Below are 13,628 nucleotides of genomic sequence, written 5' to 3' on the forward strand. Positions count from 1 at the left end.
AATACAGGGAATGTCGCACGGTAATCTCGCCACCGCCCGTCTCGACGAACTGTTCACGGCCCAGGTCCGGCGCACGCCGGACGCGCTCGCCCTGGTGTACGGGCAGGAGCGGCTGACCTACCAGCAGCTGCACGCCCGGGCCACCGCGGTCGCGGAGCGGCTGACCGCGCTGGGCGTCCGGGAGGAGTCGCTGGTCACGCTGGCCTTCCACCGCTCGGCGGAGGCCGTCGTCGCGATCCTCGGCACCGTGCTGGCCGGGGCCGCCTACCTGCCGGTGAGCCCGGCCTATCCGCGCGAGCGGATCGCCGGGATCCTGGAGGACTCCGGCTCGTCAATCCTACTGTGCGGCACCGGCATTGAGACCGGCATCGCGGACGCGGTGCCGGCCGGCGTCGCGGTCCGGGAGCTCCCCGCGCTGCTCGCCGGCGAGCCGGGTCGGACGGACGGGCCGGCGCCCGAGCGGCGTACCGAGGCCCGCGCGGCCGACGGGGCGCACAACTCGCCGCTGGCGTACGTGATGTACACCTCCGGCAGCACCGGCCGCCCCAAGGGCGTGATGGTCGAGCACGCGGGCGTGGTCCGACTCGTCCGGGACACCGACTACTTCGACTTCGCGCCGACCGAGCGCTACCTCCAGACCGGCGCCCTGGAGTTCGACGCCGCCACCTTCGAGATCTGGGGCGCGCTGCTCAGCGGCGCCGTCCTGCACCTCGTCGACCAGGAGACGCTGCTGACGCCGGCCCTGCTGAAGCAGGCGCTGCGCGAGGCGGACACCACCGTGCTCTGGCTGACCTCGCCGCTGTTCAACCAGCTGGTCGACGAGGACGTCACCCTCTTCGCCGGGCTGCGCACCCTGATCGTCGGCGGCGACGTGCTCTCCTGCCGTCACGTCAACCTGGTCCGCGAGGCCTGCCCGGAGCTGCGGGTGCTCAACGGCTACGGTCCGACCGAGAACACCACCTTCACCACGATCTTCCCGGTCGAGAAGCGCTACGAGTCCGCCATCCCGATCGGCCGCCCGATCCGCGGCACCGGCGTCGCCGTGCTGGACGCCGAGCAGCGGCCCGTCCCGGTCGGCGGGATCGGCGAGCTGTACACCAGCGGCACCGGCCTGGCCCGCGGATACCTCAACAATCCCGGGCTCACCGCCGAGAAGTTCGTCTTCGTCGACGGCGTGCGCTACTACCGGACGGGCGACCTGGTCAGCAGCGACCCGGACGGGCTGCTCGCCTTCCACGGCCGGGTCGACAACCAGGTCAAGGTCCGCGGCCACCGGATCGAGCTCGGCGAGATCGACAACGCGCTGCTGGAGATCCCCGGCACGGTCGACAGCCACACCCTGGTCGCCACCGGGCCGACCGGCGTCAAGCAGCTGGTGAGCTACGCCGTCCTGGCCGGGGGCCGGAGCACCCAGGAGGTGCTGACCGCGCTGCGCCGCCGACTGCCCGCCTACATGTGCCCCGACGTGCTGGTGGCGATGGACCGCCTGCCGCTGAACGCCAACGGCAAGGTGGACCGGGCGAAGCTGCCCGCGCCCGAGGCGCCGCGCGGCGCCGGCGCCGCACCGGGCACCCCGACCGAGCGGGCGCTGGCCGCCCTGTGGGCCGAGGTGCTGCACGTCGACGCGGACGGCCTCGGGCTGGACGACGACTTCTTCCTGCTGGGCGGGAGCTCCATCACCGCGGGTGTGCTGATCGGCCGGCTGGCCCGCGACCCCGGGGTGACGCTCGGCTTCGCCGAGCTCTTCGCGACCCGCACGCTCGGCGCGATGGCCAAGGCCGTGGACGGCGCCGAGGCGACCGCCCTGCGGCCCGTCCCGCCGGCCACCGGCAGCGGCGTCCTGCACCCGCAGCAGCGGGCGATGTACGCGCTCTGGCAGATGGACCGGGAGAGCCTGGTCTACAACATCCCGGTCCGGGTGGCGGTGAGCGGTTCGCTCGACCCGGAGCGGCTGCGCGAGGCGCTGGCCGCGATGACGGCCCGGCACGACGCGCTGCGCACCCGCTTCACCACCACCGGCGAGGACGTGCGCCGGGTGGTCGAGCCCGCCGTGCCGGTCGAGCTGGAGGTGCGGACGGCCGACGGCGCACCGGACGACGGGCGCCCGCTCGCCCTCGCCCCGTTCGACCTGGAGACCGCCCCGCTGATGCGCGCCGTGCTGGTGCGCGGCGCCGCCGGCCCGGGCGCGCCCGGCGGCGACGTGCTCCACCTGGACTTCCACCACATCGTCTTCGACGGCATCTCGCTGCGCGTCTTCGTGGACGAGCTCTTCGACTGCTACACCGGCCAGACCCCGCCCGCCGCGCCGGTGGACTACGCGGCCGCCGCCGAGTGGGCGTCGGAGCGGCTGACCGGCGAGGCGCCGGCGGCGGACGAGCGGTACTGGCTGGAGCGGTTCGCCGAGCCGGTGCCCGCGCTCGCCCTGCCGACCGACCGGCCGCGCCCGGCGCTGCGCAGCACCGTCGGCACCGTCGCGGCCCGCGAGCTGTCGGCCGAGGACGTCGAGCGGGTGCAGACGGTGGCCGTGCGCCACGGGTCGACCCCGTTCGTCGTCCTGCTGACCGCCTGGACGGCCACCCTGGCCAGGCTCTGCGGGCAGCGGGACCTGACCGTCGGCAGCCCGATGGGCGGCCGGCCGCACCCCGACCTCGAGAACGTGCTGGGGATGTTCGTCAACACCGTGGTGCTGCGGGCCGGGCTGCGGCCGGGTGGGAGCCTCGGCGAGCTGCTGGCCGACCTCGGCACCGAGCACGGCCGGGCCCTGGACCACCAGGAGTACCCGTTCGCCTCCCTGGTCCAGCGGCTGGGCGTGCCGCGGGACCTCAGCCGCAACGCGCTCTTCGACGCCTTCTTCGCCCTGCAGAACATCGAGTTCCACGACTTCCGCAAGGACGGCCGGCGGATCACGGTGTCGCTCCCGCACGCGGGCACCTGCCGGTTCGACCTCAACCTTCAGGCGTACCAGAAGCCTTCGGGCCTGCTGCTGGAACTGGAGTACTCCACGGCGCTGTTCGACCGGGGCTCCGCGGAGTTCCTGCTCGACCGGGTCGTCGAGACCCTGCGCGAGCTGGACCTCGACCCCGGGGGTACGGTCCTGCCGGAGGCCGGTCAGGGGACGGCCGCGCCGGTCGAAGCCGCTGATTTCGCCTTCTGATCCACGCTTCCGACCGATCCAAGCTTCCGACTGATCCACGCTTCTGATCCAAGGCGAGGCCAATGACCACACTGACGATCATCCTGTGCGGAGCGGTGACCTTCGCGGTCCGGTACGCGCTGTTCGGGCCGATCGGGCCGGAGCACCTGCCGGCCCGGATCCGCAGCACCCTGCCCTACGTGATGCCGGCAGTGCTCATGGCGATCATCGTGCCGTCCGTCCTGATGCCGGACGGTGCCGGTGGTGATCTGACGGCGGTGGCGCCCTACCTCGGCGGGGCGGTCTGCGGCTTCGCGGTCGGCGCCTTCCGGAAGAACGCCTTCTTCCTGGTGTTCGCCGTCTCGATGGCCGGATTCGTCCTCACCAAGCTTGCGGTCTGAGCGCCGCCCGACCACGCCCCGGAAAGAGGTCGAAGTGAAGTTTCCCCGACACAGTCGTGGCGGAGAGGCGGCGCAGGGAGTCCTGTCCGTCATCCCGGTCGTGCTCGGCGCGGTGCCGTTCGGGCTGCTGTTCGGCGCGCTCGCCCAGGAGCGCGGTCTCGGGCTCGTCCTGGCCATGCTGATGAGCCTGCTGATCAGCGCCGGCTCCGCGCAGATCATCGGGCTCGGCATGATCACGGCCGGCGCCGCCTGGCCGCTGACCGTGCTGACCGTGCTGCTGATCAACCTGCGGCACGTCTTCTACTCCGCCGCGCTGGCGCCGTACGTCCGGCCGATGTCGTTCTGGTGGCGGTTCGCGATCGCCTTCGGCATGACCGACGCGGTCTACGCGCTGGCCGCCAAGAAGTTCGGCGAGCCGGCGCCGGAGCAGGGGCCGGACCACCGCCGCTGGTACGTGCTGAGCGGCTCGGTCGTGATCTACCTGGCCTGGAACCTCAGCACGCTGTGCGGCTGGATCTTCGGCAGCAGCCTCTCCTCGTTCGGTGAGTGGGGGCTGGACTTCGCGGTCTGCGCCACCTACATCGGCCTGGTGGTCTCGACGTTCACCTCCGTGCGCGCCCTGGCGGTCGGCCTGGTCTCCGGCGTCGGCGCCCTGGTGCTCCAGCACCTGCCCTACCAGAGCGGCCTGTTCACGGCCACGCTGGTGGGCACCGGGCTGGCGGCCTTCCTGGAGAGCCGGGAGCGGGTCGCCGCGGACCCGGTGCCGGCGGCCCAACCGGGGGAGCAGCAGCGGGAGCAGGAGCCGGCGGGGGAGCGGGAGGCCGCGCCCGACCTCGCCGAGGTGCCCGGGGCCAAGGAGTAGCGGTACAGGGGCAAGCGCGACGCGTCGGGGGCATGCCGCACCGGTCCGGACCGGACCGGGCGTAGGCCGACGCGTCCGGCAAAGAGTCAATTCATTCGCACCGGGGGTGGCTTCGCCATGCCCCCACGCCGATACGGAACTTCGATGACGAGTACTTTCCAGCTTCAGCAGGCCCTCAACTCCCACCCCGCGCAGGCGGAGTACTGGAACGCCCGGAAGCCCTTCTGGGCCGAGCCGACCGTGGTGATCCGCGACCACGTCCGGCAGGGCGAGCCCGCCGCCCGGGTCACGGCCGCCCTGGCCGCCGGAACGGTCGAGGCGGTCCGCCGGATCTCCAAGGACGACGCCTTCCTGAACACCGTGGTCGGCACCACCGTGCTGGCCCTGCTGGGCGCGCGCAGCGCCGACCTGGCCACCGTCACCCTCTTCGTCCCGGTGAGCGGGGGCACCGACCGCGCCGTCCCGGTCACCGTCGAGGTGACCGGGCAGGTGACCGGCCGCGAGCTGCTGACCGCCGTCCGGGCCGCCTGCCTGGAGGCCTCGGCCAACCTGGACGTCCCGGTCCGGCAGCTGCTCGCCCAGGCCGGCGCCCAGCCCAGCGACCTGATGTTCGCGCTGGCCGGCGGGCTCACCGGCGAGGACGCCCGGGCGGCCGGCAGCACCCTGCTGTTCGACCTCCACCTGGCGGCCGACGGCGGCGCGCGGGTCGAGCTGGAGTACGACGCCGGGCTGTTCACCGCCACGACCGCCGAGCGGCTGGCGGCCGGCTACGCCCGGCTGCTGGACGCCCTGGTCGCCGACCCGGCGGCGCCGGTCGCCCCGCTGCTGGGCCCGGACGAGCGGGAACTGGCCCTGCTCACCGAGGACTTCAACGACACCGCGGTGCCCTTCCCGGACCAGCGCCTGCTCCAGAGCTTCCTGGAGGAGCGGGCCGCGGCCGAGCCGGACCGGGTCGCCGTGGTCGACGACGGCACCACCTACGGCGAGCTGAACGCCGCGGCGAACCGGCTGGCCCGGACCCTGCGCGAGGCCGGGGTCGAGCCCGGCGAGGCGGTCGCGGTCTGCGTCCCGCGCTCGGCCGACCTGCTGGTGGCGATCTACGGCGTGCTGAAGGCGGGCGGCGCCTACCTGCCGGTCGACCCGACCCTGCCGCGCAACCGCATCGACTACCTGCTGGAGCACAGCCGCACCCGCCTGGTGCTGGCCGTCGAGGGCACCGCCGCGGTCGCCGACGGGCACCGGGTGCTGCGCCTGGACGACCCGGCGATCGCCGCCCAGCCCGCCGGGGACCTGGAGCCGGTGAACACCGCCGAGGACCTCGCGTACGTCATCTACACCTCCGGCTCGACCGGCCGCCCCAAGGGCGTGATGATCGAGCACCGGGCGATCGTCAACCGCCTCTGGTGGATGCAGAGCGCCTACCCGCTCGGCACCGAGGACGTGATCCTGCACAAGACGCCGTTCACCTTCGACGTGTCGGTGTGGGAGATCTTCTGGTGGTCCATCGCCGGCGCCGCCGTCGCCACCCTGCCCAACGGCGACGAGCGCGACCCGGAGCGGATCATCGCCCGGATCGAGCAGAGCGGGGCCACCACCCTGCACTTCGTACCGTCCATGCTGCACGCCTTCCTCGGCTTCGTCGCCGCCACCGGCGAGCAGGGCCGGCTCGACTCGATCCGCCGGGTCTTCGCCAGCGGTGAGGCGCTGGCCGTCGACCAGGTCCGGCTGTTCGGCGAACTCCTCGGCGACCGGCGCGAGCTGGTCAACCTGTACGGCCCGACCGAGGCCGCGGTGGACGTCACCCACCAGCCCTGCACCGACCTGGACACCAGCCGCTCGGTGCCGATCGGCCGCCCGATCAGCAACATCCGGCTGAGCGTACGCACCCGCTCCGGCGAGCTCGCCCCGATCGGCACCCCGGGCGAGCTGTGCATCGCCGGCACCGGTCTGGCCCGCGGCTACCTGCACGCCCCGGAGCTGACCGAGGAGCGCTTCGTCACCGGCACCGACGGCGAACGGCGCTACCGCACCGGCGACCTGGCGCGCTGGCTGCCGAACGGCGTCATCGAGTACCTGGGCCGACTGGACACCCAGGTCAAGATCCGCGGCTTCCGGATCGAGCTCGGCGAGATCGAGCACGTGGCGCAGCAGGTCGCGGGCGTGCTCCAGTGCGCCGTCGCGGCCCGCAAGTTCGACTCCGGCGACGCGCTGGTGGCCTACGTGGTCGCCGGCGAGGGCTACCAGGAGGACGCGCTGCGCGCCGCACTGGCCGCCGAACTGCCCTCCTACATGGTCCCGCAGCACTTCGTCGAGGTGCCCGCGATCCCGACCAGCCACAACGGCAAGCGCGACGTGTCGGGCCTGCCGGTGCCGCTCCAGGACGCCGCCCCGGCCGCGGCCGCCGACCACCGCGCCCCCAGCGGCCCGGTCGAGGAGCAGCTGGCCGCGATCTGGGCCTCCGTCCTGGGCGTCGAGCCGATCGGGGTGGACGACAACTTCTTCTCCCTCGGCGGCGACTCGATCAAGTTCATCACGGTGCTGGCCCGCGCCCGCGCCGCCGGGCTGGACTTCACCTTCCAGGAGCTGTTCGGCCACCCGACCATCGCCGGCCTGGCCGCGTACGTCGCCGAGCGGACCGACGCCCCGGCCGCGGCCGCCGCCGAGCCCACCGCCGAGCCGTTCGCGCTGGTCTCCGCCGAGGACCGGGCGCTGCTGCCGGCCGACCTCGCCGATGCCTACCCGATGTCGCAGCTCCAGATCGGCCTCATCTACGAGGCGCTGCGCGGCGGCACCGAGGGCATGTACCACGACATCCTCAGCTACCGCATCCACGACGTCGTGGACGTCGAGGTCTTCGAGCAGGCCGTCGCCTCGGTGGTGCGCCGGCACGCGCTGCTGCGCACCTCCTTCCACCTGAAGGGCTACAGCGAGCCGCTCCAGCTGGTGCACCGGACCGCGCCCTCGCCGCTGCGGGTGTTCGACCTGCGCGGCCGCTCCGCCGAGGAGCAGGCCGAGGACCTGCGGCTGTTCGCCGAGCTGGAGCTGCGCGGCGGCTTCCGCTACGGCAGCACCGACCTGGTCCGGGTCTACCTGCACCTGCTCGGCGACGACGAGTACCAGTACTCGCTGAGCTACCACGACGCCGCGCTGGACGGCTGGAGCGTCAACACCGTCCACCGCGACGTGTTCTCCGCCTACTTCGACCTGCTGGACGGCGAGCAGCCGCACGGCGGCGTCGAACTCACCATGTCGCACCGCCAGTACGTCGAGCTGGAGCGCGCGGCCGTCGCCTCCGCCGAGCAGCGCGCCTTCTGGCTGGACGTGATGGACGGCGCGGAGAGCACCCGGGTCGTCCCGGACACCGATCCCGAGCCGGAGTTCGGCGGGGTGGGCATCCACGACGTGGTCTTCCCGGCGGAGCTCTCGGACGGCCTGGTGGCCGCCGCCCGCCGGCTGAAGGTCCCGGTCAAGGCGGTGCTGCTGGCCGCCCACGTCGGGGTGCTCGGCTTCGTCGCCGACACCTCGGACGTCGTCACCGGCTACGAGCACTCCGGCCGCCCGGAGGTCGAGGGCGGCCAGGACATCGCCGGGCTGTTCCTGAACTCGCTGCCGTTCCGGGTCCGCGACCTGGGCCGCAACTGGGAGGACCTGGTCCGCGCGGTCTACGCGGCGGAGGCCGGGCTGCTGCCGCACCGCCGCTTCCCGATGGCGGAGATCAAGCGCGCCGTCGGCAGCCGCGACACCCTGTTCGAGACGGTCTTCAACTTCACCCACTTCCACGTGCTGAAGAGCCTCACCGAACGGGACGGCTTCGAGCTGGTCCGCTCGATCGTCAACGTGCAGAGCGAGTTCCCGCTGCGGGCCGAGTTCTCCCAGGACGCGGTCAGCGACGAGGTCATGCTGAGCCTGCACTTCCACACCTCGATCTACACCGAGGAGCAGATCCGGCGGGTCGGCGGCTACTACCTGCGCGCCCTCCAGGCGCTGGCCGGGGACGTCACGGCCGACCGGGTCGGCACCGACCTGCTCGGCGCCGAGGAGCGGGAGCGGCTGAGGGCGCTGTCCACCGGTCCCGAGCACCCGCTGCCCGAGGGGACCTTCCTGGACCTGCTCGCCGAGCAGACCGCCCGCACCCCGCAGGCGATCGCGCTGGAGCACGGCGACGAGCGGCTCGACTACGCCACCCTGGCCGAGGCCTCCGACCGGTACGCGGCCCAGCTGCTGGCCGCCGGGGTCAGGCCCGGCGACGTGGTCACCACCGTGCTGCCGCGCGGCGTCCGCTGGGCGCTCACCATGCTCGCCCTGCTGAAGATCGGCGCGGTCTACCTGCCGCAGGACCGGGCCTTCCCGCTGGACCGGGTCGCCTCGGTGCTGCGCCGCAGCGGCTCCCGGCACCTGATCGCCGAGGCGGCCGACGCCGAGCCGGTCGGCGGGGCGCTGCGCGAGCGCGTGCCGGACCTCACCGTGATCGTCCTGGACGACGCGGCGGACACCACCGCCGTCGAGCTGCCCGCCCGCCCGGCGCCGGCCGACACCGCGTACATCATCTTCACCTCCGGCTCGACCGGTGAGCCCAAGGGCGCCACCGTGCGCCACTCCGGGATGCTTAACCACCTGCTGTCCAAGGTGGTGGACCTGGAGCTGACCGAGGCCGACCGGGTCGCCCAGATCAGCACCCAGTGCTTCGACATCTCGGTCTGGCAGCTGCTGGTCGCCTGGCTGGCCGGCGGCCGGACGGTCATCTACGACCACGACACCGTGGTCGACCTGCCGGCCTTCCTCACCGCCCTGGTGGACGACGGGATCACCATCCTGGAGACCGTCCCCTCGTACACCGACGCGCTGCTGACCGAGGTCGAGCAGCGGCCGGTCGCGCTGCCCGCGCTGCGGTACAACATCATCAACGGCGAGGCGCTGCCCCCGGCACTGACCCGCCGCTGGTTCGCGACGTACGGCGGGATCCCGGCGATCAACGCCTACGGCCCGACCGAGTGCTCCGACGACGTCACCCACTTCTTCATGACGGAGGGCCAGGACGTCAGCCGGGTGCCGATCGGCCGGCCGATCATCAACACCAGCCTGCACGTGGTCGGTTCGGACGGCCGTCCGCGCCCGATCGGCAGCTACGGCGAGATCTGCGTCACCGGCGCCGGCGTCGGCCTCGGCTACATCAACGACCCCGAGCGCACCGCCGCCGCGTTCGCCCCCAACACCCTGGACGACCGCTCCGAACTGCTCTACCGCACCGGCGACATCGGCCGCTGGCTGCCGAACGGCCTGCTCGACTGCGCCGGCCGCCGGGACGGCCAGGTCAAGATCCGCGGCTACCGGATCGAACTGTCCGAGGTGGACGGGGCGTTGGACAAGCTGCCCGGGGTGGAGACCGCGGTGACCCTGGCCCGCGACATCGTCGGCGAGAAGCGCCTGGTCGCCTTCTACACCGGCAGCGCCGAGCCGGACCGCACCGAGTTCAAGCGCCGGCTCGCCGAGCTGATCCCGGACTACATGCACCCGGAGATCCTGGTCCGGCTGGACGCCTTCCCGCTCAACTCCAACGGCAAGATCGACCGCAAGGTGCTCGCCGCGCGGCCGCTCGCCGTGGACGGCGACAGCCACCGGGAGCCGCCCGCCAACGCCGACGAGGAGTTCGTCCAGGGCCTGTTCGCCGCGGTGCTCGGCGTCGCGCCGGCCGAGATCGGCGTCACCGACAACTTCTTCGAGATCGGCGGCCACTCCATCGCGGCGATGAAGGTCGCCGCCACCTCGCAGGGCCGGATAGCGCTGCGCGACCTGCTGGTGCGGCCCACCGCCCGGCTGATCGCGGCCAGCTTCGGCGAGCGGGCGGGCGCCCGCCGCGACCTGCTGGTGGACCTCACCGCCGCCTCCGGCGCCAAGCTCGACACCGCCGAGGCCGTCCTGGTCTGCATCCCGTTCGCGGGCGGCAGCGCGGTCAGCTACGTCCCGCTGGCCCGCCAGCTCGCCGACCGGGGCTCGGCCGTCCGCGTCCTCGGCACCGAACTCCCCGGCCGCACGCTGGCCGACGACCGCCCGATGGTCGCGGTGGACGTGCTCGCCGAGCAGCTCGCCGACGAGGTGGTCCGGGAGGCCGGCGGCCGGCCGGTCCTGGTGCTCGGCCACTGCGCGGGCTCCTCGCACGCGCTGCACCTCATCCGCACCCTGGAGCAGCGCGGCCAGCAGGTCGGCCGGCTGATCGTGGTGGCCAAGCTGCTGCGCTCGGTGGACCCGGCCGACCACGCCGCCAACGAGGTGGTGCACATGAACGAGCAGCAGATCATGGACTGGATGGCCGACAACACCGGCCTGGACGAGGTCCACCGACTGTCCGCCGCCGAACGCGCCGACCTGGCCCGGGCGTTCCGCTACGACACGGTGGAGGCCACGCACGGCTTCCACCTCGCGCTCGGCGACCTCGACCGCTGCACCCTGAACGCCCCCGCCACGGTGGTGTTCGCCGAGGACGACGTGCTGATGGCCGACCACGCGTCGGCGCTCGGCAACTGGAAGCTGTTCGTCCCCGACACCCGGGTGGTCGTCACCGCCGACGGCGGCCACTACCTCAACACCAGCCGGCCGGAGCTGCTGGCCGGGGCCGTCCTGGACGACCTCGCGACCCTGCACCGGTAGCACGAGCCCGGGTGGCGGCGCCGACCCCCCTCCGGGGCCGCCACCCGTTCCCCCTCGGCACGGTCCGCGCCGGACCACCCCCGGCGGAACCCGCACCCCCACCAATCGGAGTGACCATGAGCGCATCGCCAGACCCGGAGCCCACCGCGGCCGCCGGCCGGCTGACCGGACGCATCACCGGCTCGCCCAGCACACTCCTGCACGAGGAGGTGCTCCAGCCCCAGTTCGTCTACGAGGCCGAGCACCTCCTGCCCTGGTACGCCGCGGCCGAGAAGGTGCTCGCCCTGGAGTACCGCCGGATGGGCCTGATCTCGGCGGGCGAGGCCGCCGAGATCGGCCGCCGCCTGCACGAGCTGAGCCGGGACCGGATCCAGGCCGACCCCGAGGGCAACATGTCCGACCTCGCCTTCGCGCTGGAACAGCACGTCGAGCGCGGGCTGAGCGCCCCGGTGACCGCCTGGCACGTCGACCGCAGCCGCAACGACCTCCAGGCCACCGCCCAGCTGCTGTTCGGCCGCGAGCTGCTGCTCGACGGGGCCGAGGCCGTCCTGGAGTTCGGCCGCGCCGCGCACCGGCTGGCGGTGCGCACCGCCGACCTGCCGATGGTCGGCCAGACCCACCTCCAGGCCGCCCAGACCATCACCCCCGGCTTCTACTTCGCCGCCGTCTCCGAACAGGTCCAGCACACCCTGCGCCGGCTGCTCGCCACCTACGACGGGATCGACCGCTGCCCGCTCGGCTCCGGGGCGATGACCGGCCAGGAACTGCCCTGGGACCGCGCCCTGATGGCCGACCTGCTCGGCTTCGCCGGCCCCGGCCGGCACGCCCTGGCCGGGGTCGCCTCCCGCGCCTGGGTGCTCGAACTGGCCGCCGAGATCTCGCTGTTCGGCTCCGCGCTGAGCCGCTTCACCAGCGACCTGATGGACTGGGGCAGCGGCCCGTACGGCTTCCTGGAGCTGCCCGACGAGCTGTCCGGGATCTCCTCGGCGATGCCGCAGAAGAAGAACTACCCGATCCTGGAACGGATCCGCGGTAAGTCCGCGCACCTGAGCGCCTACTACTTCGACATGCTGCTGGCCCAACGGGCCACCCCGTTCAGCAACATGGTCGAGGTGTCCAAGGAGGCCGGCGCCAACCTGCGGCCGATGTTCGCCACCCTCGGCACCACGCTGCGGCTGTTCACCGTGGTCGTCGACCGCGCGCGGTTCGTTGAGGACCGGATGCGGGAGGCCGTCGACCGCGAGTTCACCGGCGCCCTCACCCTCGCCAACCAGCTCACCCTGCGCGAGTCGGTGCCCTGGCGCCGCGCCCAGGTCATCGCCGGGCGGTACGTGCTGGCCGCGCACGCCGCCGGGCTGCGCCCCCGGCAGACCGAACCGGACCTGCTGCGCGCCGCCGCCGAGGAGCAGGGCTTCACCCTGAAGGAGCCGGGGGAACTGCTGGCCGCGGCCTTCCACGGCGACGGCGAGCTGCACCACAAGACCTCCGCCGGCTCGGCGCACCCCGAGGCGGTGCGGGCACTGCTCGCCGACCAGGACGCCGAGTACGAGCGGCTGGCCGCGGTCTGGGCCGGGCACCGGGAGCGGGTGGCCGCCGGGCTGGCCCGGATCGACGAGCAGCTCGGCCTGGCGGACGAGGCGCCCGCCGCGCGGGAGCGCGGATGAGCGGCCCCGGCGGTGGCGCGCCGGCCGGGACCGCCCTGCACGTCGGCGGTGTCACGACGGGCACCGGCACCGCCCCCGGGACCTTCGGCGAACTGCTCCAGGGCGTCACCGCCCGGGACGGGATCGACTTCCTGGTGACCCTGCCGATCGACTCCGGGGCGACCGCGACCTTCACCGCCGAGCCCGGCACCGACACCGTCACCGTGCACCCCCCGCACAAGCACCGCGCCCGCCGGCTGGTCCGCCTGATGCTGGACGCGTACGGCTTCGCCGGGGGCGGGCGGCTGCGGCTGTGCGGCGAACTCCCGGAGGGCCGGGGCCTGGCCAGCTCCTCCGCCGACCTGGTCGCCACCGCCCGCGCGGTGGGGCAGGCCCTGGGCGTCCCGATGGGCCCGGAGACGATCGAGGACTTCCTGCGCCGGATCGAGCCCACCGACGGCGTGATGTACCCGGGGGTGGTGTCCTTCCACCACCGGCAGGTGCGGCTGCGGGAGTTCCTCGGGCCGCTCGCCCCGCTGACGATCGTCGGGGTCGAGGAGGGCGGCGCGGTCGACACCCTGGAGTTCAACCGGCAGCCCAAGCCCTTCACGGCGGCCGAGCGGCGGGAGTACGACGACCTGCTGGAACGCGTCTCGCACGCCGTCCGGACCGGCGACCTGCGCACCGTCGGCCAGGTCGCCACCCGCAGCGCGCAGCTGAACGAGCGGCTGCGGCCCAAGCGGCTGCTGCACCGGATGATCTCCCTCGCCGAGGAGTTCGACGCCCTCGGGGTGGCGGTCGCGCACAGCGGCACCGCGGTGGGCGTGCTGGTCGCCGACTCCGACCCCGAGGCCGCGGCCAAGCTGGCCGGGCTCCGGGAGCGGGCCGCGGCGCTGGCCGGGAACGCCACGCTCTACCGCTCCGAACGCCACCCGGCCGCCTGA

General features: G+C 73.5%; 6 protein-coding genes. All 6 read left to right on the top strand.

The window, feature by feature from the left end:
• Nucleotides 1-10: 10 nt before the first annotated feature.
• The 6 genes from ABTY15_RS15100 (at nt 11) to ABTY15_RS15125 (ending at nt 13,628) form a co-directional block, all read left to right on the top strand.
• Complete coding sequence (locus ABTY15_RS15100; RefSeq protein ID WP_350583057.1) at nt 11-3,154, top strand: non-ribosomal peptide synthetase; 3,144 nt, start codon at nt 11-13, stop codon at nt 3,152-3,154.
• A gap of 62 nt (nt 3,155-3,216) precedes the next feature.
• On the top strand, nt 3,217-3,534 hold the full coding sequence (locus tag ABTY15_RS15105) for an AzlD domain-containing protein (RefSeq protein ID WP_350583069.1): 318 nt from the start codon (nt 3,217-3,219) through the stop codon (nt 3,532-3,534).
• Nucleotides 3,535-3,568: 34 nt separating this feature from the next.
• Nucleotides 3,569-4,396, top strand: coding sequence for an AzlC family ABC transporter permease (locus tag ABTY15_RS15110; protein ID WP_350583089.1), 828 nt, complete (start codon nt 3,569-3,571; stop codon nt 4,394-4,396).
• 144 nt (nt 4,397-4,540) lie between these two features.
• Entirely contained in the window at nt 4,541-11,041 is a 6,501-nt protein-coding gene (locus ABTY15_RS15115) for a non-ribosomal peptide synthetase (protein WP_350583096.1), read from the top strand.
• Between the two features lie 116 nt (nt 11,042-11,157).
• Entirely contained in the window at nt 11,158-12,705 is a 1,548-nt protein-coding gene (locus tag ABTY15_RS15120) for an argininosuccinate lyase (protein WP_350583101.1), read from the top strand.
• Nucleotides 12,702-13,628 carry a GHMP family kinase ATP-binding protein gene (locus tag ABTY15_RS15125; RefSeq protein WP_350583110.1) on the top strand — a complete coding sequence of 309 codons (927 nt, stop codon included), beginning with the start codon at nt 12,702-12,704 and terminating at the stop codon, nt 13,626-13,628. Before ABTY15_RS15120 ends, ABTY15_RS15125 begins: the two co-directional genes overlap by 4 nt.

This window comes from Kitasatospora sp. NPDC097643 (assembly GCF_040302625.1).
Lineage (GTDB): Bacteria > Actinomycetota > Actinomycetes > Streptomycetales > Streptomycetaceae > Kitasatospora.